This is a genomic window from Candidatus Nitrosocosmicus sp. R (assembly GCF_054408505.1).
Genome location: NZ_CP167090.1, coordinates 606290 through 626385 on the forward strand (window position 1 = coordinate 606290; position 20096 = coordinate 626385).

General features: G+C 35.2%; 23 protein-coding genes. 9 read left to right on the plus strand and 14 right to left on the minus strand.

From position 1 onward, the window contains the following. Positions 1-46 precede the first annotated feature (46 nt). The 4 genes from AAGU22_RS03155 to AAGU22_RS03170 all read right to left on the minus strand — a co-directional run bounded on the left by AAGU22_RS03155 (position 47) and on the right by AAGU22_RS03170 (position 2038). Positions 47-340, minus strand: coding sequence for a hypothetical protein (locus AAGU22_RS03155; protein WP_458720785.1), 294 nt, complete (start codon positions 338-340; stop codon positions 47-49). A gap of 19 nt (positions 341-359) precedes the next feature. Then, positions 360-665: a hypothetical protein gene (locus AAGU22_RS03160; RefSeq protein ID WP_458719011.1), complete on the minus strand. Its 306-nt coding sequence runs from the start codon at positions 663-665 to the stop codon at positions 360-362. A 23-nt stretch (positions 666-688) separates the two neighbouring features. After that, positions 689-1261 (minus strand): hypothetical protein, encoded by a 573-nt coding sequence (locus AAGU22_RS03165; RefSeq protein ID WP_458720786.1) that lies wholly within the window; start codon positions 1259-1261, stop codon positions 689-691. A gap of 315 nt (positions 1262-1576) precedes the next feature. Continuing rightward, on the minus strand, positions 1577-2038 hold the full coding sequence (locus AAGU22_RS03170; protein WP_458720787.1) for an FxLYD domain-containing protein: 462 nt from the start codon (positions 2036-2038) through the stop codon (positions 1577-1579). 484 nt (positions 2039-2522) lie between these two features. Here AAGU22_RS03170 and AAGU22_RS03175 point away from each other — a divergent pair, with 484 nt between their 5' ends. Further along, on the plus strand, positions 2523-3020 hold the full coding sequence (locus tag AAGU22_RS03175) for a hypothetical protein (RefSeq protein WP_458720788.1): 498 nt from the start codon (positions 2523-2525) through the stop codon (positions 3018-3020). Positions 3021-3446: 426 nt separating this feature from the next. Continuing rightward, positions 3447-3716 (plus strand): hypothetical protein, encoded by a 270-nt coding sequence (locus AAGU22_RS03180; protein WP_458720789.1) that lies wholly within the window; start codon positions 3447-3449, stop codon positions 3714-3716. Between the two features lie 771 nt (positions 3717-4487). On the opposite strand, the gene AAGU22_RS03185 is transcribed toward AAGU22_RS03180, so the two are convergent. Further along, a complete protein-coding gene (locus tag AAGU22_RS03185; RefSeq protein WP_458720790.1) occupies positions 4488-5195 on the minus strand; it encodes a hypothetical protein in 708 nt (235 codons plus the stop codon). Between the two features lie 252 nt (positions 5196-5447). Next, the gene (locus AAGU22_RS03190; RefSeq protein WP_458720791.1) at positions 5448-6518 is read right to left on the minus strand and encodes a hypothetical protein; all 1071 of its coding nucleotides are present in this window, start codon (positions 6516-6518) and stop codon (positions 5448-5450) included. Between the two features lie 208 nt (positions 6519-6726). Between AAGU22_RS03190 and AAGU22_RS03195 the strand changes: the two genes are divergently transcribed. Beyond that, positions 6727-6948 carry a hypothetical protein gene (locus tag AAGU22_RS03195; RefSeq protein WP_458720792.1) on the plus strand — a complete coding sequence of 74 codons (222 nt, stop codon included), beginning with the start codon at positions 6727-6729 and terminating at the stop codon, positions 6946-6948. A gap of 276 nt (positions 6949-7224) precedes the next feature. On the opposite strand, the gene AAGU22_RS03200 is transcribed toward AAGU22_RS03195, so the two are convergent. Both AAGU22_RS03200 and AAGU22_RS03205 read right to left on the minus strand, forming a co-directional pair. Further along, complete coding sequence (locus tag AAGU22_RS03200; RefSeq protein WP_458720793.1) at positions 7225-7632, minus strand: hypothetical protein; 408 nt, start codon at positions 7630-7632, stop codon at positions 7225-7227. A gap of 451 nt (positions 7633-8083) precedes the next feature. Then, positions 8084-8812 (minus strand): CAP domain-containing protein, encoded by a 729-nt coding sequence (locus AAGU22_RS03205; RefSeq protein WP_458720794.1) that lies wholly within the window; start codon positions 8810-8812, stop codon positions 8084-8086. A 1166-nt stretch (positions 8813-9978) separates the two neighbouring features. On the opposite strand from AAGU22_RS03205, the gene AAGU22_RS03210 reads away from it, so the two are divergent. The 3 genes from AAGU22_RS03210 to AAGU22_RS03220 all read left to right on the plus strand — a co-directional run bounded on the left by AAGU22_RS03210 (position 9979) and on the right by AAGU22_RS03220 (position 11908). Further along, the gene (locus AAGU22_RS03210) at positions 9979-10287 is read left to right on the plus strand and encodes a hypothetical protein (RefSeq protein WP_458720795.1); all 309 of its coding nucleotides are present in this window, start codon (positions 9979-9981) and stop codon (positions 10285-10287) included. A gap of 78 nt (positions 10288-10365) precedes the next feature. Further along, positions 10366-11517, plus strand: a complete 1152-nt coding sequence (locus AAGU22_RS03215) for a serine hydrolase domain-containing protein (protein ID WP_458720796.1) — start codon at positions 10366-10368, stop codon at positions 11515-11517. Between the two features lie 181 nt (positions 11518-11698). Next, positions 11699-11908, plus strand: a complete 210-nt coding sequence (locus AAGU22_RS03220; RefSeq protein WP_458720797.1) for a hypothetical protein — start codon at positions 11699-11701, stop codon at positions 11906-11908. Between the two features lie 248 nt (positions 11909-12156). Here the strand turns inward: AAGU22_RS03220 and AAGU22_RS03225 are convergent, their stop codons facing one another. Then, complete coding sequence (locus AAGU22_RS03225) at positions 12157-12456, minus strand: hypothetical protein (protein WP_458720798.1); 300 nt, start codon at positions 12454-12456, stop codon at positions 12157-12159. A gap of 670 nt (positions 12457-13126) precedes the next feature. On the opposite strand from AAGU22_RS03225, the gene AAGU22_RS03230 reads away from it, so the two are divergent. Then, positions 13127-13711, plus strand: a complete 585-nt coding sequence (locus AAGU22_RS03230) for an endonuclease dU (RefSeq protein WP_458720799.1) — start codon at positions 13127-13129, stop codon at positions 13709-13711. 475 nt (positions 13712-14186) lie between these two features. Next, positions 14187-14402, plus strand: coding sequence for a dodecin family protein (locus AAGU22_RS03235; RefSeq protein WP_458720800.1), 216 nt, complete (start codon positions 14187-14189; stop codon positions 14400-14402). Between the two features lie 148 nt (positions 14403-14550). On the opposite strand, the gene AAGU22_RS03240 is transcribed toward AAGU22_RS03235, so the two are convergent. Then, positions 14551-15150, minus strand: a complete 600-nt coding sequence (locus AAGU22_RS03240; RefSeq protein ID WP_458720801.1) for a hypothetical protein — start codon at positions 15148-15150, stop codon at positions 14551-14553. 574 nt (positions 15151-15724) lie between these two features. Here AAGU22_RS03240 and AAGU22_RS03245 point away from each other — a divergent pair. Next, positions 15725-16081 carry a hypothetical protein gene (locus tag AAGU22_RS03245; RefSeq protein ID WP_458720802.1) on the plus strand — a complete coding sequence of 119 codons (357 nt, stop codon included), beginning with the start codon at positions 15725-15727 and terminating at the stop codon, positions 16079-16081. Between the two features lie 533 nt (positions 16082-16614). Here the strand turns inward: AAGU22_RS03245 and AAGU22_RS03250 are convergent. The 4 genes from AAGU22_RS03250 to AAGU22_RS03265 all read right to left on the minus strand — a co-directional run bounded on the left by AAGU22_RS03250 (position 16615) and on the right by AAGU22_RS03265 (position 20065). Beyond that, positions 16615-17055: a M23 family metallopeptidase gene (locus tag AAGU22_RS03250; protein WP_458720803.1), complete on the minus strand. Its 441-nt coding sequence runs from the start codon at positions 17053-17055 to the stop codon at positions 16615-16617. A 209-nt stretch (positions 17056-17264) separates the two neighbouring features. Next, positions 17265-17393, minus strand: a complete 129-nt coding sequence (locus AAGU22_RS03255; protein ID WP_458720804.1) for a hypothetical protein — start codon at positions 17391-17393, stop codon at positions 17265-17267. Further along, the gene (locus AAGU22_RS03260) at positions 17365-17853 is read right to left on the minus strand and encodes a hypothetical protein (RefSeq protein WP_458720805.1); all 489 of its coding nucleotides are present in this window, start codon (positions 17851-17853) and stop codon (positions 17365-17367) included. The genes AAGU22_RS03255 and AAGU22_RS03260 overlap by 29 nt, the downstream gene beginning before the upstream one ends. Positions 17854-18160: 307 nt before the next feature. Continuing rightward, complete coding sequence (locus tag AAGU22_RS03265; protein ID WP_458720806.1) at positions 18161-20065, minus strand: potassium transporter TrkG; 1905 nt, start codon at positions 20063-20065, stop codon at positions 18161-18163. Positions 20066-20096: the final 31 nt, after the last annotated feature.

Below are 20096 nucleotides of genomic sequence, written 5' to 3' on the forward strand. Positions count from 1 at the left end.
CAAGTGATGATTTAATAACTGCATAAAGCCAGGAGGCGCTGTTAACTTAGGCGTTTGGCACCTCCTTGTTGTGTATTTTTACAAATAGATTCAACCAGTTTTTGACATCTAGTTTACACTTCTCTTTACTACATGGAAAGTAATCGTCAAATCCTTCAGTTCGATCCTTGATGTACTGCATAGTTCTTTCAATCAGACTTTTCTCAAACGAAGAATTGATATGGTGTTTTAGTTTTAGGAATCTACAAGCCATTGGGTACCAGGTTCCACCGTCTGTTGATACGACATGTTTTCCGTGAATCTTGATCAGACCTGAAATAAATCTCTCTGCGATAAGCATGTTCCTCTCCTTGGATTTATTAGCTAAGAAAGAGTGCGAGAATTTGCCTATTTTCTGGTTCGATTGCTGCCCATAACCAGGAGTATTCTGAGCCGACTTTTATTAATGTCTCATCAATGAGGTATTCTGATATTTTTGTTCTTCTTGTTGAAACCTTTCGAGGTTTATACCTTTGAATCCAATTCCAAATTGCAACGTGACTTCTATTGATAATATGTAAAAAGGACAATGCCTTGGCAGTATTTCTAAGCGATAAGCCTAGAAAGTACAAATAAAGACCATAGTAAATATGCTCTGAAGATGTTTTAGTTCTTTTACTTAACATAACAGAAATAGAGCGTCTTTAAGCTAAAGATTTATCGTTAAGTTAACAGGGCCTGATTCTTTGACAATCTCTTTATATTTCTCTTTATTAACCGTCCAATTAGAATTATGTCTCCAATCCAACGTAATTCCGCCTAGAAGATTTTCTTTACCCTTTAGAAACTTTTTTTCAATATTCATTGTGTGATAGTTTTTTTCAAGATAGGCGGTAATTTCATTCAACATACGAGAGTTGATTGATAGCATTTCAGGGTCAAAAAGTGAAACCTTATCTTTAATAGTGATATCTTCTGTAGATACTTTTTTATTTTCATTTAGAATATTTTTATTATACTTAATTTGTTGCCTATCATCTAAAACAAACATTTCTAAACCTAAAATACAAGACAATATTTTTGCAAATTGTTTAATTTTTGGATAAATGAAATCAAAATCTTTGCTTGTTATAATTCCTATTGGGACAGTTAAAGAAATCTCACAGAGTATGTCTTCAATTGCGCGTAGAATAAAATCGGAACTATTGTAATTATATTTTATACCAGATGTAGGACATAGAGTTCCATCAAAATCCGATAGTATAGCAGCCACCCTTTCCAATCTTATTTCTATGGATTATTATCTACTGAAATCATAAAAAGCCTTGTAATAGTCTAATATAGATCCAAATAATACTTTTAGGGGTCATTTATTTTGGGTAAGGTCGTTACTATAATTGGTAGCGTGTTCGGTGGAAATTATGAGGATAACCACAGGAGTCTAAGCGGCCCATTCAAGATGTGAATCAACAATCAATTTTAGCCTGACGGAGTAAAATACAATATGGTATTACTTTTTACTTACATAAAAATATTAAAGGGTCGACCGTTGGTCTGATTTATCAACTATTCTTTTTCCCTCCAGACCTATGCTACTTTAGAAAAGCGGCTCATTTCCTTTTACATAGATTGTATAATGATCAATACCATCTACTTCTTCAGGCATTGCAAAGAGTCCAAACCCTGAGGACAAATCTATTGAGAATGGAGAATTATCAGCTGGGGGAAGTGATTCAACTAAAGGTCTACCTTGAGCAATTCCAAGAAAAGAATCATTTTTGTCAAAAAGGACCGCATATATTGATATAGAAGACTGCTCATTTGTAGAATTATTTGTGACTGTTCCTGTTATTTGATTTGATTCGCCGCGGAATCTAAGATCGGTTATAGTAAGATTTTCACTTTTGCCTATGGTAGCTTCAGGAGTAGCAGTAGTAGCCGTGGTTTGGTTTGTAGTTGTATCAAGATTTGTGGCAGTATCAAGTGGTTGTCCATATGCAAGAGGTATTGCTAGGGTGAAAACAAGAATAGTAAATACACCGGAAAGGATTTCTTTCATTGCCCTCTCTAATTAGAGGATATTAATTAAATTTTCGTTGTAATTGAATCAAAATTAGTAAATATTTGGATTAATAAGTCCGCCTTAATAGGTCGATTGGAGAATGAGTATAATGGTAACAAAAAAATTAATCATTATCATGGTCAGACCCTTCTATTTTCCTGGATCGGTGGGATTAAGTCCCCTATGGTATAGGGGTTCGGTCAATTTGTTCAAACTAAAGAAACTAACTAATTTTCAAAATGCATGGATGTTTCAAAAAAGTTAACTTGCAACTTGTCCCTTATGAACAGTAATAATCCATTCTCACCAGTATTCAAAAGGTTGGTAATTCAACAAGTAGAATAAAACTAGATTTTTGTCAAACTTCTAGAAAGAAATTATTAATCATCCAAAGCATCAACTTTTCTCGAATTTGTCATAATTTACAAAGTATTATAATTGAATCAGAAACTTTAAAAACATTTGTTCTGAAGGGGCATTTATGATAAGTAAGTCAATTGCTTTAACAACAATCGCATCAATTGTTTTTATTTTAATTTGGAGTTCCTTGCCTGTCAATTCATTTGGAGTACCTCCCGACCCGGGTTATAGACATCCCAAAGCGAATTGCGATACTGTATATGGAACCGCATACATAAAATGCTGTTGGGACACTAAACCAGTTGGTGGGGTAATGTACTGTCAAGAATGCAAATCTACTGGAAATCCAAAAGAGCCAACTGAAATGGAATGCAAAGAAAAGGAACTGCAAACGACATTAGAACTACCGCCGACACCACCTAAGCCATCAGGCCCGGCTTCGCCCTTACAAGATGATGGAGTGCTCGAACAATCCTCATCACCATCTAATTCAGACAATCAAGGACAAAAAGATGAATCAGATGAAAAAGAAAATAGTCTAAGAGCTAATTCACCAACTCCACCAGAATGTCCAAAACAAGGACCGATACCTCCAAACTGTACAATTAAACCATATTAATTCTTATAAATTATACAATGGCAGTCAATCTCTTTGATCTTATATGGAGTATTGACCTCAAGATAGTACATATCAGAGTACCTTGCAATACTCATTCGCCCATAACTAGAATAATTGCATTTAGTGGTTTAAAAAAGGTCATGGTTTCAGAGAATCAAAAACTGTGTAAAAAAGTCTCCGAACGTTGCAAAGAAAAATAAAATGAGGTCTGAACTTTGTATTGACTATTAATCATTATTTCAAATTATAATAAATCTAATCCTACAAATTATTATTTATATTCATGGTTTTGATATCATGCTATCAATAGAGTAATGTTTATATTCTGCTATCATGATAGCAGAATATGAAAAAATTAAATCAAATAAAGAATATACATCGAACAATTGCTAAAAAGACTGTTTGTAAGGAGGCCACACAACAAAAATGAATAACCAGATGCTGATGATCGCAACCGTATCGATTCTTGTTGTATCAGTTTATAGTTCAACCTCTTTATACACAGCAGATGCGATGCCCGTATGGAGGCCTGGTGGTGAAGGAATAAAATGTGCAGATAATGATGATGGTGAAACTGTAAGCTGTTGTAAACGTGTAACACCTCGTGGTTCGTATGTTTCTGAAAGATATTGTACTACTTGCAAAGATACTGAACCGCCAAGTCAGTGTTCGCCAAGAGAAATACTAATGGAGTAACAATAGACCATTCCTCATTCCTTTTTTGACAAATTTTGGTATCAAAAACACATAAGTCATAAAGAATATAGTCACAATCAACTACGATAGATAACAGGATTAGCCTTGAAAAAATCATAATATTATATGCCAAAATATCTAAAGGGATCTCAATATTACATTTTTAATCATTATTGTTTATTACTAATATATAGTATCCTACTGAAGGATAGAAAGTTGAAACTTTACAAATGACAAATTTCATTACTAATTCATAATATAAGTCAAATTGTACTTTTTGGAACTTACATCATCTAATACCAGAATGATGAAAAGATTAAACTTTCAGATCCTAGCTACATGAGAATGGGCTCGTACTTGCTCCTATAATACATACGCTATCGCAGATTCCAGGATTTAGTCTAGATACATGTTCTAACGTTAGCAAAATAAAAAATAGTATTTTCGTATTTTTGGATATAATTGGTATTATATATGAATATCCTCGAATGAGAAAAGGATATGAGAATAGCTAACTAATTCTAAGGATCATGGAATAGCAAAAACATTAGTCAAACTTGAGATGAGATATTCTAAATAATCTTTACCTTACTCGACTTTGATTGTTCCTGGTCTAAATAGGTTCGGTAGTATGAGAAACAAATTTGACTCGATTTTATCACCCTATTTCAAAAAAAATAATATGACAAGTTGTGAGTATTGCTTTAAGTATGCCTATGGATCATCAGAAAAACAAAAAAGAGTTTTAGTAAAATAGTAGTTTGATTGCTACTACTTGGTTAGACTTTTACCACTTCCTATCGGTTGGTTAGCATTTGGGTTAGGTGGATTATAGGGACAACCTAAAGCTGAACAGGTGACAACTCCTTCAGGTTTTTCGCTTCCATCAAGTGGCACACAAATCGGGTTAGGGCTATTGGGGTCGTATCCATACCCAGGGGTACAACCTAAGGTTACTAAATCCGGCTCTGTATTACCACTTCCTATCGGTTGGTTAGCATTTGGGTTAGGTGGATTATAGGGACAACCTAAAGCTGAACAGGTGACAACTCCTTCAGGTTTTTCGCTTCCATCAAGTGGCACACAAATCGGGTTAGGGCTATTGGGGTCGTATCCATACCCAGGGGTACAACCTAAGGTTATTAATGTCGAATTGTTGTTGGCTATAGGTAACTTATTTCCTATAGATGAATTGTCTGAGGTACTCGAATTGTTTTGTACTTCACCTGTGGATTCTTCACCTGTGGATTCTTCACCTGTGGATTCTTCACCTGTGGATTCTTCACCTGTGGATTCTTCACCTGTGGATTCTTCACCTGTGGATTCTTCACCTGTGGATTCTTCACCTTGTTGAGGAATAGCAGAACCATAAACTGTTTTTTCTGTATCCATCGAATAAGAAGATAATAACGCGACAGTGACCATGGAAGTTATTAATGCAAATAGCATGGCGATCAGGAAAATGGGTTTATTAGCCAATTTTATTCAGATATTGATTCTCAGAGTATTATAAATATGTTTAAGAGTAGATAATGATAAGGTTTTCCTTGCAATCAGTTGATTTTCTTATAATCTTTTTTAATATGCCGACAGTTTAGAATTACTTTAACTAGATTATATGATAAATAGTTACTAAAGTTGGTATCTGGTTCGGTGGGGTTAAGTTCTGTATAGCCTAAGGGTTCGGTGGGAAGAGTCACAGATCTGTGAGTAATTCGACAATAAGTAAGATCAATTATTTGGGATTTCCAGACTCTTTACCTCATTCCAGTATTTCTCAAACAAGATCTGCTGAACTAACACTTTATTTGTATCATTAGTGAATGAACCTACCAATTCATTATTCTTATCTTGTTGGATTTGAAGAACAAATTTGCTGTCAAAACATATTATCATTTCATCAAATTCTCCTAGTTTATTTGAATACTCCAGTTGGACCAAACTCCTTCCATTTTTACGATTTATTACTTCGATTTGATTTTGTATATGGCTATCAGCGTTATCTACAAGGATTTTACTCACCACATTATTTCGTAATTTAGAACTCAAATTGATCATCATGTTTGAATCGAAAATGTGTTTAAAAATCTCATAATTAGAGAATATTGTTAACTCTTGTTTGGTCTGGTCAACGAGAAAATTAATCTCGTTTTGAATATTCTTAATCCCAGGTAAGGATTTGTCGTATCGTTTAGTATTTTGATATTCCAACTCTGTGATTCGCGATGATAAAGGTTTAGCCATATTCCACAAATCATTATAGATACACATTTGTTTTTCAACCAATGGCTTTGAATTGCTAAAGAATGTTTGTAAAAGTCTGTCGTTGTCTTTATCTTGCATTATAACTACCATGTATAATCTTTCATCGTATAATCCAAAATTACCTCTCAATCCCTCCAAGTGTCTAATTTCTAAGAAATCGAGTGTTTTTAGGAAATCTATATTCTCAGAATTTGCATCAACTAACAATTTGCAGGATATCCCTCTTTCTTTTACCATCTTTTGTTTAATGAATTCCAATGTTTCAACATAATATTTTGCAGCCCATTTGCAAATTTCCGCATCCCAGTAAGCACAAGCGCTTTTTTCACATCTGTCAGTTCCCGCATATAAAATCTCTAGGACCTGATTTTGATCAAATACCACATCTGAAATTTCAGGACTTTTAAAATTAGATTCCATTAATTGGTTAAAGAGTAAATGATCCACCAAATTATTAACTTTAATATTTGTTAAATACCTCGCGGTTTCTATCAGCAGTATTTTGTCAAACGCATGTTCATTGGCACTATGATTCAATTAGAACATCTTAACTTAATTCTATGGAAGTAGTTTCATCTCCTCCTGTGGAAATATTAACAGATCTGAGAGTAATTCGCTTCTATCAGCCATTTATAAGATCTATCCTTTAACGGTCCTACATACGGTTTTAATTGCTCCTGCCAAATTAACAAAACTTCAGAAGCATGTCATAGATTTATTTATATTATTATAGCATTATGACCATATGATTAACTCTACTCTCTTAATATTGGTGGGAATTATTAGCATTTCAGTTTCTTTTAACACCGAGATTTTATTTACAGTAAATGCACAGCCGTCAATAGAAAACTCTTCAAATTTAACTTCTCGAAATAATCCTAGTGTAACGTTAGGTGAAATGTTAAACGGAACAAACATGCAAGGAAATAATTCTAATGAGTCAGACAGTAATTTAGGATTAATCTAACAATTATAAATTTACCTGATATAGACGTCTAGATATTATAGCAGAACAAATAGATGAGACGAGTATGAAAAATCATACTAGTTTGCAACCTTTTTGAAAACTTTGTAAACTATTTTGTATTTATTATAACTTCAATGACCGGATAAATATGAGAACGGAAAATTACGCAAATGCGAACTGAGTAGGATTTGCGGCAAAAATGACATAAACTACATAATTAAATTACCTAAACCAAATCCAACAACGGGTTTTAATACTTTAGCTTATTCCAAAAGATCAGATTGTTATGATTTGAGACCCATTTGCAATTTTGGCATTGGTGTATTTTCTATCACTTTTTTCATGAAATAGAATATATCTAAAAGTATTTGTCGCCAACCAATTCTTTTCAGTTACTGAATTTTCATATAATGAATTGACTCTCTCTTCAAAAGTGAGGGAAAGATCTAATTTGATATGATCTAAAAACATTTTTAATAGTTTAGGAGATTGTCTTCTAGTCTCTTTTGATTTTAACGCCATCATAAAATTTTCATAAGGAGACAAATTCCCTAAACAATAATCATTGAAAATTTGTTCACTAAAAGTAGTTTTTAGATGACATTCTACGGCTGCTGCCATTGCCTTTGGCTTATTTATAGATTCGTTACAGATCTGATGCGGGTTCGGTGGTATGTGAAACACATTTGACCTTATTTTTTGACTCAAGTATTAAATTGAGATAAGAATATCTGCTTTGAAATACTATTTTTTGGATATAGGATGGAATAGATCAATAGTAACACCAATAAATCACTATTTTACATCACAAATATCATAATTTATGGTTTTGTAAATTCCGTCTGATCGATATATTTATGGATCTTGTAAATTTTCATTATAAGATTTACTATCTATAAACTGGACCAATTAATTTTACTCAAAAGTTTCAATTCGTAAGGAATGTTCATATATTAAATAAAATAATCTTTTCGCTCATAATACTCTTAAATTCCTTTATTCTTTCAAAAAAATGAAAGATGATCAAGTCTCTATCCTATTCACTATTTATTGCTCATATTGTTTGGAAAAAACGTTATCCTTGGTTTAGTACAAAGTGGTAAATGATACTTTGCGTGGTACAAACATAACCTTCCTAATACGCACTCTGTCCAATCTGGTTGCCTGATGGGGTATACTGACAGACCAGAATGTCCTTACCAGTATCACTGGCCATCCCGCAACCAACCTCAGTAGTGGATTTCCAGACCATCTGCGTGTAATGACCGAACTGCATAAAATTATCATTAGTAATTGGTTGGCCATCATATGAATTCTTTTCATCGACCCAGGTTTGTACCATCTTAGATAGATCTATCTCATTTGGATTTGAGTTTATTCGGGACAATTGTGCAATGTTTTCACCATAACTGGTGTCAGGTGAGTGTTCAAACTTGCCTTGTGCAAGCAACTGGTCAGCCCAACTCTGTGCGTTGGAGGCTAAGCTGCTGCTCCACGAAAGGGCTGGAACATTAACTGCAGCACGCTCCTGGTTATGGATATTCAGGATGGTGTTTTCAAGATCCACATCCTGCAGTTGTTCATTTCCGGTACTGTTAATAACAGTAGGATCGATCGGTAATGCGTCACTACTCTCAGTAGATGTAATAGGGAATGTGCCATCATTATCGGTAGACCCGCTATCTGAAGCATCACTATTATCTTCGGTAGACCCGCTATCTGAAGCGAACGAATTCTCGCTAAACCCGCTATCTGAAGCATCACTATTATCCACGGTAGACCCGCTAACATACATGATTGCTGAAGCAGGCAAAACCATTGATATCATTATTAAAAATATTAATGAAATATTTATTTGATTCACAGTTGCCATTGCCGTGACTTTACATATAAATTCATTGTTACACGGCTAGGTCAAGTAGAAAATTACAAATGTATCAAAATTTGAGTTTTCTTACCATTATCTTATTAAGCACTAGTTTCTTTTTAGTTTGGCTATCTTGATTGTCCCATTTTCGGATTTGGTCAAGTGTTTGCTTAGGATGAGGTCATAAATTCTATGACGGTAGAGATGGTTCACAGGTGGCGTACAACGCTGCCCAATGATTACACATATGTTATTAACAAAGCCTCAGATACAATATCGGTCTTTGGAGTGATACAGTAACCATTTGAAGACATCATAGGTTCGAGTAACAACATAGATAACCAGTTCAACAAAATTCAGGAAACAATGCAAGAGGGCAATCAGAGAATACCTTGACGAAAACATCTTTTAAGGACAATCTACCAGTCAAGAGAATAGTGTTGTATCCTGAACATGTTTAGTGGTGAAAAATGTAAAGTAAAGATAATCACGAGTTTTCATAGCAAGTGGTCACACATTGACTTTCATTTTCTTTCCAATAGATTAATGAATAAGAATTACATTATCTCTGATTGTATTCTAAATACGTTACTAAAATTGGTATCTGGTTCGGTGGAACTCTTGAGGATATCCACATGGGTTTGATAAAGTATTTTTTTATTTTGATATCATAATCAGTTTGTAATCTATTTGTAATAGGAAGTAATAAATTTTTAATGCGGGCTCAATGGGACTAATAACAAATTTGACTATTTAAATGGCCCAATCCTAACGCAAAGTTAGTATGGATACAAACAAAATATGCGTGATAGATCGATAACCGTAAGAAAGAATGTCCTAATTTCTATAAAAATTTTATATCTTCATAAAACACGACATTTCTGAAGTTTGGATTATAGGTGCATTTCTATATCCATAAATGATTCACAAATCTTTCTATCTTATGCACCAGTTAATATCTTAATATTCATCAGTGACTTTCGAATCTTCCAAGCATGGATAAGTTCTTGAATGGATATTTTAATATAAACTCAATGCAGAAATTGCTCCATGAATTAACTAGTTTTAGCAGTTTAGACCCGTATTGATAGTCATTTTCCGATAATTCTTGATTTTGTCTATTAACATCAAAAATTTTTATATCAATCTACATATTTGAAAATATGATCGGGTCCGTAATAACAGCAGATAGCATAAGTGAATTACGTGCTATAAGTGGAAAAATAATTCAAGATTCATTTAAATTAAATGTGACAGCTATTGTAAAAGGTCATACCTCCATAGGAGATGGTGGTGGAGGTAATTATATGTGGAATCCTTCTTCTACAAAAGATAATAATGGAACGGTCATTGAACCCACTGATCGATCTGTTGTAATTGGTGGGATTCCTAAAGAACTTGAAGTGAATCAATTTAGTGTTAGTTCAATGAAAGCCGTGGGTATGTTCGTGACGAAACTGGAGTATCTATAAATGAAACCCTTTTGCTTAGGCTTAGTGCTGGCAGCGTTCATACTCGTTCCAACTACAGCAATGGGACAAGTTGTGAACATGACTGCAGTAAACAATACGCTTGCGAATTCTACTATGGGTACCAATACAACGACGACCAACTCGAAGTGCTCGTCGAACCAGATCGACATCGGCGGCACGTGCACGAGCAAGGCCGAGGTGTCGAAGCAGATCATCTCGATCACGCAGGGCGTCATGCAGAAGGAGGACGCCAAGGGGGTGCTCCTGCGCGTCGACGTCGATAACGGCACCGTCGTCAAGACTGGTCTCGGGGATTCCCAGGAGGGAGTGCCGGCGACACCGGACATGAAGTTCCGTCCCGGCTCGATGGCGATCCCCATGCTCGCGACTCTGGTGCTGCAGCTGCAGGAGCAGGGCAAGCTCAGCCTCGACGACACCCTGTCGAAGTGGTTCCCGCAGTACCCCAACGCCGACAAGGTGACGCTGCGGATGCTCTCGAGCGTCACCTCAGGCTACCCCGACTACATCCAGGAGAACCCGCCCTTCCAGGCGGCGCAGCTCGCGGAGCCGTTCCGCCACTGGACGGACGACGAGCTGCTGCAGTACGCGTTCGCGCAGCCGATCGTCTGCGACCCGGGCGCATGCTTCCACTACGCGCACACCAACTTCATCATCCTCGGCAACGTTGTCGAGAAGATCACCGGGAAGTCGATCACCGAGCTCTTGCAGCAGAAGTTCCTCGGTCCGCTCGGGCTCACCGAAACGAATATCACGAAGCTCCCGGCCATCCCTTCACCCGCACTCCACGCGTACACGTCGGAGCGCGGTGTCTACGAGGAGTCGACGGGATGGAGCCCGTCGTGGGGCCTCGGCGACGGACTCATCATGACGTCGACGCTGCGCGACATGACCACGCTCATCAAGGCGGTCGGCACCGGCAAGATGCTCTCGAAGGAGTCAGCGAGCGAGCAGGTCGAGGATCTGTCGAAGGGCCTGCCGGGTGCGCCTGGGCAGATCGGCTACGGACTCGGGGTCGCCGTCGGTAATGGGTGGGTGTTGCAGAACCCGGTCTTCAACGGATACGAGGGGATTGCCGCGTACCTGCCGTCGCAGCAGCTCTCGATCGTGATCGACAACACGCACGGCCCGAACGCCGCGGAGGGCACGAGCATCGCCACCGACATCTTCAAGGCACTCGCTGCGTACCTGGCCCCCACATCGCTACCATAAATAGTATCGGGTTCGGTGGGACGAGTGTGCAATTTCATACGAGTTTGTAATTGGGAAGATGTAGGAATATCATAATTCTTGGAAGAATAAATATCAAAGTACATATGCGCTAAATCCAACCACCTGTTTGAAATATGCCATCAAAATGATTGATAAATAGCAATGTCTACAAAATTTACATATGCCAGAACTTAACAGTATTTCTGAATTAAAGAAACTGCTCGATGCAAATTGCAAAATAGAAAAAGTGGAACCACCAGTCTATGCTTCTGATGCAGAGGTCAATATAGTAAAAGTATCCATAGTATGTCCAGATGGTAAATCTCACACAATCAAGGCATACAAAGAAGAAGCATCCACATTAAGAGAATTCATAAGAACACACAAATAAATTCCATTTAATTGAAAATTTTGTTTTCTGACAGTTTCACTAATACTGTAGTGGATACTGTCGAAAGACAAATTATTGTTGATATATAAAATGGCAGTAGTTTATTGATAATTTAAACAATCGGAAATAGTTTATCCTTTTTGCATTTTCATCCGTTACCAAAACAAGTAGCGTGTTCGGTGGAAATGGAGATGGTGAGTCTATAATATAATGAGGTGTTAAAAGATGGGGCGCTTGTATGTTAAGGCTCATAATGTTGGTGGGTTTTTATACGTGGGCTTTTCATATATCCAAAAGTGTAAACCATTGTTAGGATGATATGATTCTAATGGGTTAGGTTTTGAATTCTCTACCAATATGTAGAATCTACTTCTATCAAACAATTTCTTGATTTGTTTCTTTTGAACCTTTGATATACTACCAGTGTAAAACTCTAACCCGTCGCCCTTATTCCAGTAAAAGTGTAAATTATATACGTTCTTTTCACCCCCGAGTATTTTAAAAATTTTTCTGGTTAGCTCTATTTGTTGGGTTTTGGTTATGGTCATTTGTCTAGTATCATGACAATTAGGCTAGCTTGTAATTCAAGTTTCTCGGGTTGTTTGTGGGGGTCGCGGTCGCTCATGATGATGATATTATCCCAACTACTTTAATCATTACCTCTACTATGTGTTTAGACCCGTATACTATGCGGGTTAGGTGTATCTGAAACAAATTTGACTCTATTCCATCTCTTGCACCATGACTTATATTGAATTAATTCAGCATATTGTTACCATAAATTCGATGTTTGGGTCCGATAGTATCTAGACCCCTCTACTCTTTATACTCAATGGTTATTCTGTGGGATTAAGTTCCGTATGGTATAAGGGTTCGGTGGAATTCATTTGAATATTTAAATAAGTCTAAAATCCATCAAGATTTAAATCAACGTTTTTTTATTTGGTAATGTATTGTAGCTCAACAAAATAAGCATAAATTATTCGGGAATCAAGACCAATAAAGCTGTTGTTCTAACTACACATGAGATCTATTTATTAAGTTAATCCAATGGGGATACTACGCTAGGATTGCTTCACAATTGAATTTTTAACCTTTCTTTTAGTTTACAATGCTCCTTGGGTGAAAGTTATACATTTTTGTGAAGTTCTATAATGTATATATGAATAGTGCCTACGGAAATGATTTTTCCCTTTCAAAAAAAGAAGGAGGAATGGAATGAAGTTTCACGCTGAGAAAAAAGGTATACGGGTTTTAGGTATAGCCGAAAGTTTCAAAAAAACTAGTATTTGCTCTACACTTGCAGGAATAGTAATGCGTCGTGATCTTGTAATTGACGGTATGATTTTTGGAAATGCTACGATTGAAGGAAATGATTCGACAAAGAACATATTGTCTATGTGTAGGTCATTGAAGAGAAACGACATCAATTGCATAATGCTTGATGGCCTTGTTATAAGCATGTACAATATTATCGATGGTAAAGAACTTCAAGAGAGCACCGATGTTCCAGTTATAGCAATAACTTTCAAACACTCGGAAGGACTAGAAGGTGCCATAAATCATCATTTTCCTAATGACTCCAATATGAAATTAGAACAATATCATAAACTAGGCCAGCGAGACAAAATTCTACTAAAGACCGGTAAGATCCTATTCATACGATACTGGGGAATTAGTTTAAAAGAAGCATTGATGATCGTTAATTCCTTTACTCTCCAAGGTTCAATTCCTGAGCCAATTAGAATAGCGAAAATTGCTGCACGTGCATATATACAAAACAAACAATCCAGACTTGGTTGATGTCTAACTTGGAGCAGATAGTCGCATAATTCTTCTAATTAGGTTGCCCATAAGAATTATTTTTCAAACGGAATCAGACACCTATCAAATTTGATTTAATTTTGTTTAGGTTCAAAATAAAGTAATCATTGTAATCCACATGGAAGATGTTTATGGGAATAACAAATAACTCCATTTGTGTATTCATCTTTGTACATAAGAAATCAAAAAAGTATGAAAATTATTTTGGCATCAAATACACAATAATTGTATTTCAGGTATTGAGATGATCATGTTATTATTTCTTAATCTGAGATAGATCTCTTCAGAAACATTGGCTGAAGAATATTATCTTATTTTTTACTACTCTCATCTCTTGGTTTTTCGTTATCTAAAATCTAAAATGTTAACTTTTATTATCAAAATAAATGTCAATTTACCTACATAACACCATGTTAATAGGTACCTATTTAACATATATTCTTTAATTTGAAACATGACACATGTAGCAAAAATAACAGAAATAGTAGGCTCATCGGACAAGAGCTGGGAGGATGCTGTTCAAGTAGCATTAACTGAAGCGACAAAAACAATTCGCGGCATAACTGGAATTGAGTTAACCGATATGACAGCTAAGGTGGATCCAAATACCGGAAAAATAACTGAATATCATTCTACGGTAAAGATAGCCTTCGGGGTGGAACACTCCTAAGGATTGCGATTTCCAAACTCTTTACCTCATTCCAGTAATTTTTGAACATCAACTCTTGAACTGTTGCACTGTAATCTTCATTTGAGAAAGTGGCAATTTAATTACTATTCTAATTATATCGAATATTTATTAAAATAAATTCTTACAATTATAGTCGCGGGTCTATAGTTCCTAAATATTTCTTCATTAGTCTCGATTTATTCTGTCCAGGCAGTTTTTCTCTCCAATACGCGTAATAATACGGACCATGACTCAGCGATTTACATTTATTGATCTTTTCTTTTCCACATCGAATACATTCTTCTCGGATGGTATAGTTTTTTGGTAATTGATTGACTCTTGTTAGGTTTGAATATGATGGATCCTTACTAACATCAGGTATAAAGAAATTGGATGTAATTTTCTTGTTAACTCTCAAAATGTTTTCTTCCTGTTCTTTAGTTATATGAAAAATACTATCTTGATCTGGAAATTGCTCAGAAATATGTTTATGTATGTTAAAACCGTCCGGTTCAAGTCGTTCATCTAAATATAACAAAAAACATTTCAACGTTTTAGAATTGTAGATAGATTTTTTTAATGATTGAAATTTTTCGTCTTGGTATAATTTCTTCTTGTAATTGTAATAAGTCGATCGGGATATCGGAGTAGATAATATCGTATTTAGTAAATATAATGATTGTCTCTCTGTCAAACTATGACATTCACACCTTCTAGTCAGATGTAGTATTTGATCAATCCTATCCATCGGGTATACCTTGTTTGTGGAATTATATTAATTGCATCATATAACAAGAAAAAAAATACTTGATTTCATCTATTTTGAGACAGTTTTTGTATACGACATCGATACCATAAACAAGTGTAATTAGTAAAATAAAATGAAAAAAATGATGTTTTAACCATATTAACTTCAATACGATTAAAACTCTGTTAAAGTGATTGCTTGGCTTGATATGATTTTTTAAGTGAATAATGTTTAACATATCTTAGTCAGATAATTGCAATTACAGCTTAAATCAGATGTAATAATATTTGTGTATTATCATTTAGAACGGGTTGAAATCTACTATATTTCGATTTATAGTAACGATTAGAGCAATCTATCAACGATATTCATCATGACATACTTAATAGATACGAAATGTATATATATGATATGACAAGCGAAAAAAATTCTAATCCTATAATGATGTCTTTACATTCTCTTCATAAGGCTATTGCAGCCAAGAAAAATGAAAAATAAACAAGTGGCTATTTTAATAAGTAATAAAATTTCTGATGTCTTGATTCAAATTAATAAGGTAATTGATAATTAAATAATGCAAATAACCGGTAATGACGAATTAAGAAGATACTCGTTAGATAGAAATGATATTTTAGTATCTACAAAATTAAGTAATGAAGAGGAACTATTTAACAATGAAACAAGCGAATCTGCTATAGATAGGTTTCCTAGTTCTCTTTTTAACAAAAAAGTAAGTTTATTGAATGAAGACTTTGTGGGTTTTATGATGGGAATAACAGATACCGAGATAACTATATTTGGGGATTATGATCAAAGATTTGACGTTCCCATATCTAAAGTCAGGGAAGTTAACAATAATCTAGTCCTTGATATGGAATGGACCGAGTTTAAATCATATAGCTCAGATGCTTCTTACTTCAAGTCACAGTAATTGAGGGAAAAAGTTTCATCCAACCCGAATTGATATGAAAACTATTACTGAATTCTGTATCACGCTTTGCTGAAACGTCAAGGCTCCCAAGAATTTTTCGGACACATTTGCGATAATCTTTATCTGTGAACATACTTGGAAATAAATAACTAATACATAGTGCTAATACAACATATTCGGTGGTATGTGAAACAAATTTGACTTAAATTATTCACCTTTTTTCTATGAATAATAAAATAATCAATTAACATACATATTCCAAATTTGTGAATCCAAATCATCTCAATGATTGATTAAGTATCCAATATACCATCAAAAATTGCTTGTCAATCTTCATTACGGCTGTGTTGATTGGTTCTGCAATAGCCTTTGGAGAACTGGTTGCGAAGGTCAATTGATAATGATCTTCAGTATTCAACTTTCGTCCTTATTAAAAACTACCACCTGGACATTCACAGTGTGGAAATAGACATTTACCATCATATTGATTGGTGGATGAGACATTTTATCAAGAGCTGATTTATAAAATATTTCTAAAACTCGATCTCAATTGTTTCAAAATCTGTCCAAATATTATATCCTGTGTATACATATACTTGAAAGTGTAAATGCGGGATATAGGTATATCCAGTCATTCCAATTTTAGATATCTCTTCACCAACTCTAACCTTTTGATTTAATTTGACCTTAGAGCTCTTGAAATCAAGATGGTCATATCTAGAATATTCTCCATTTGAATGTTTGATTGTAATAAAATTAGTGTAAAACCAGTATGATGCATCAGGACCTCCAACATTAGAGTCATCTTTGATGTGTGTTACAATACCGTTTGCTGCAGCAAGAACGGGTGTACCTATAGGAGCAATAAAATCCACCGCGTTCTGAAGCTTACCCACATGAGCAGGAGAAGATCTATCTATTCTTTGCAACAATTCCCTAGGGATGGGTATTGTGTATACGTTTTTTGCGCTCATATAAAATAATTGTTCACTTTACATCGATTATGATTTAATAAACTATAATAATACCATAACTGGATTAATCCAACCCAATGTCATCACATATTCTAAAGATATCACTACGGTCTATCAATTTATCAAGATGAAGTACAATAAAAAATCCGAACTTAAATTGATCGGATTAATAGACACGTTACGGCTGTGTATTATTTCTTATTTCGTTGTTAATGATTTGTGGACTTTGTGGTAGTAGTGGTAGATGCGTTTACGTTTGAACTGGCTGCTGCATCTTTAACTTCTGCTGCTATTTGTCTTGAATTTTGTTCAAATACTCTTGCTGTGTTTACTCCCATGTTTGAAATGTGTCTTGAAACGTCTTTTGTTTGTTGTAGGTACTGGTTTCCAAGCATCAAGGGTTGAGAAAACAACGTTATTTGAAAGTCTTATGGTTGATACCGTGTTGTCTGCAACATTATTTACAAATCTTGTATATGCATTAATTGCTGCCTCAGGAGAATAGAAGTTGGTAACTAATCCATTGTAGATCTCATTGTATGGTCTCCATGCTGATTGGAGTGAATTAACAACTTCTTTTTGAGAATCAAGATATTCTTCTGAAATCTCTTTTGCGGTTTGTAGTGATTGCTCTTGATAACTATTTACACTGTCAGTAATTCGTGGAATTTGTTTTCTTGATTCATCTATTGATTTTTTGATATTATCTTTAGTTTCATCAAATGATTGGTTAACGGATTCTTGGAAATCATTGTTATTATTTGAATAATTTTGGTTAGTTTCTATTTTCTTTGACATACTATCTATTAGATATCATACTATATAAACACCGGTATCAAACGGTTTTTAATGCCTAAAATTGACAAAGCATGACTACAATTGGTGAAATGATTAAAAAATGCTATACATGGCTAAGATTTGTATCTAATCACTGATAAATCATCTCTTTTTTCAATTATGTTAATCATTTGTTATAATTTTTATATATAGTTACTATAAATTGGTTTCGGGTTCGTTGGAAATCATGAGGATATCTACATGTGTTTAAATCTGTCACAAAATTGAATCACCCCATGTGAAAATAGTGCATAGGAAAATATAATGTCTAATGTTTTCTCTTGGATATCTGGAGGAAAAAATATACTATTGCAATGATTTCAAATCTACCCGCAATCATATTAAAAATAAGAGATATTTGAGAAATATTACTCATAGTTGGAGAGGTTATGCCAGTGGTAATCCCTGTTGTTGTCAATGCAGAAACCGATTCAAAAAGCGAATTCAAAAAACCCTTCTGCTCAACAACCCATAATATAATGGCGGTAGCAAAAGATACAACAACAAATAAACCTATAATTAGTAAGGCCTCTCTAAAAGTTTTTTCTTCCTTTATCTTTTCAGATTTTGGCTCATACCTGTTATGGACTTGATTAATATACCGCGATGAAACCCCAGATATTGATTTAGTTGTAGCATCTGCGACAAATTTTTTTTTTGTTATTTTCTGCACTATTTGGAGAATTCTTCCTACCTTAATACCCCCAGCCATCGAAAAAGCCGTACCACCAATTAGCATTATTATTATCAACAAAATCTTACCTTCGTCTGATAACACAGACATCTCAATGAACTGAAAGCCAGTGTTAGTTGAGGCGCTTATGACCTGAAACATGGCAAACATCGGCTTGGAGGAAAAGTCTGTTGATATAATCAAAAAGTAAAAAACAACAATTGAAACTGCGATGATGGCCAAAAATGTGTAAATTTCGGGTCGCATCTTTGTTGTGTGCATTTCTTTACTAAAAATAGCGTAGTGAAATGCGAATGGAAGAGCAGAGATAATCATTCCGGCCATGAGAACAAACATCTGGGCGTTGTCCTGAATGTTGAGCGCTGTGGAACTTGGAACGAAACCTCCTCCAGTAATGGCACTAAATATGAGCGAAAGGTTGTAGATAGCGCTCTCATACCCAAATAAATAGAGCAGAGTAGTCAAAACTACCGTATATGTTGTAAATATGACGGCTATTGTCAAAAGCAACTGCTTTAGTCTTAGGGCCACTCCACCAATCATACTTTTCATGTGGGCAAGCTTTTTCTCAGGGTAAAAGAAGGCCATAATCAAGTAAACGAAACTTAGGCCCCCAATCCATTGAGTAAAAGAGCGATAAAAATCAAAGCTTTTTGGCAAGTCTTGAGGATGCATAATCTGACTAAGACCTGTTGTGGTAAACCCTGATGCACTTTCAAAGAAGCTTTTAACAACTAGAGAAAAAGGGTCAATGTCCTTGTAAAATGGGTTGACATACATATATGGTATACTTCCAAAAAAACTCAAAAGGATAAAACTTGAAACCATGAGGACAGATGCCTGCCGCAAATTCATTGGTGTTTTTTCACCATACGCGTTTAATACAAAACCCGTTACAAACATGAATGTGATGCACAAAAATATGCCAGCAGCGGATTCTAGCTCTCCCAGAGAGATTGCGAGCATGGCTGGGCCAATAAACAAAAGACCCGCAAACTGCAGTATAAAACCAAGGTTGCCCCATATCGGTTTATAATGTTCCCTAATTACTGCTCTATATGGTCTAAATGTTTTCTCCAATACTGAAGTCCTAATTGCATGAGCAAGGCCTTCCTGGGTCACAAGACCCAAGATATGTATGTTATCAGTGACAGGGATTCTTTTTATTACATTTAACCTCATAAGCTCAAGGGCTTGTCTTGCATTAGCCCTTGCAGATATTGTTATGATGGGTGAAGACATAATACTCTTTAAAAAAACCTGGTCAGAATCTTCCCCTTTCATTACAATCTTGTCTAAAATATCGCTGTCGGTAATAATGCCGACATATTCATCTTTTTTATTCTTGACAATGATTGTTTCAGCTTTTTTATCATGCATCAGCTTGACCGCAGAAGCTGCATCTGTTTCTTCGTCCAATATAACGAGCTGATGATGCATATATGAGATTATGGAGCGGTCGAGGGGTTCTGTGACCATTATTGTTTCAGATTAAAGATTGACTTAATTC

Bases quoted from the DNA above. Each gene is read 5' to 3' on its own strand.
- AAGU22_RS03215 (WP_458720796.1), top strand. From the start codon at position 10,366: ATGACTGCAGTAAACAATACGCTTGCGAATTCTACTATGGGTACCAAT.
- AAGU22_RS03260 (WP_458720805.1), bottom strand. From the start codon at position 17,853: ATGTCAAAGAAAATAGAAACTAACCAAAATTATTCAAATAATAACAAT.
- AAGU22_RS03220 (WP_458720797.1), top strand. From the start codon at position 11,699: ATGCCAGAACTTAACAGTATTTCTGAATTAAAGAAACTGCTCGATGCA.
- AAGU22_RS03235 (WP_458720800.1), top strand. From the start codon at position 14,187: ATGACACATGTAGCAAAAATAACAGAAATAGTAGGCTCATCGGACAAG.
- AAGU22_RS03160 (WP_458719011.1), bottom strand. From the start codon at position 665: ATGTTAAGTAAAAGAACTAAAACATCTTCAGAGCATATTTACTATGGT.
- AAGU22_RS03195 (WP_458720792.1), top strand. From the start codon at position 6,727: ATGATTAACTCTACTCTCTTAATATTGGTGGGAATTATTAGCATTTCA.
- AAGU22_RS03230 (WP_458720799.1), top strand. From the start codon at position 13,127: ATGAAGTTTCACGCTGAGAAAAAAGGTATACGGGTTTTAGGTATAGCC.
- AAGU22_RS03255 (WP_458720804.1), bottom strand. From the start codon at position 17,393: ATGGGAGTAAACACAGCAAGAGTATTTGAACAAAATTCAAGACAAATA.
- AAGU22_RS03155 (WP_458720785.1), bottom strand. From the start codon at position 340: ATGCTTATCGCAGAGAGATTTATTTCAGGTCTGATCAAGATTCACGGA.
- AAGU22_RS03225 (WP_458720798.1), bottom strand. From the start codon at position 12,456: ATGACCATAACCAAAACCCAACAAATAGAGCTAACCAGAAAAATTTTT.
- AAGU22_RS03240 (WP_458720801.1), bottom strand. From the start codon at position 15,150: ATGGATAGGATTGATCAAATACTACATCTGACTAGAAGGTGTGAATGT.
- AAGU22_RS03175 (WP_458720788.1), top strand. From the start codon at position 2,523: ATGATAAGTAAGTCAATTGCTTTAACAACAATCGCATCAATTGTTTTT.
- AAGU22_RS03180 (WP_458720789.1), top strand. From the start codon at position 3,447: ATGAATAACCAGATGCTGATGATCGCAACCGTATCGATTCTTGTTGTA.
- AAGU22_RS03250 (WP_458720803.1), bottom strand. From the start codon at position 17,055: ATGAGCGCAAAAAACGTATACACAATACCCATCCCTAGGGAATTGTTG.
- AAGU22_RS03245 (WP_458720802.1), top strand. From the start codon at position 15,725: ATGCAAATAACCGGTAATGACGAATTAAGAAGATACTCGTTAGATAGA.
- AAGU22_RS03265 (WP_458720806.1), bottom strand. From the start codon at position 20,065: ATGGTCACAGAACCCCTCGACCGCTCCATAATCTCATATATGCATCAT.
- AAGU22_RS03210 (WP_458720795.1), top strand. From the start codon at position 9,979: ATGATCGGGTCCGTAATAACAGCAGATAGCATAAGTGAATTACGTGCT.
- AAGU22_RS03170 (WP_458720787.1), bottom strand. From the start codon at position 2,038: ATGAAAGAAATCCTTTCCGGTGTATTTACTATTCTTGTTTTCACCCTA.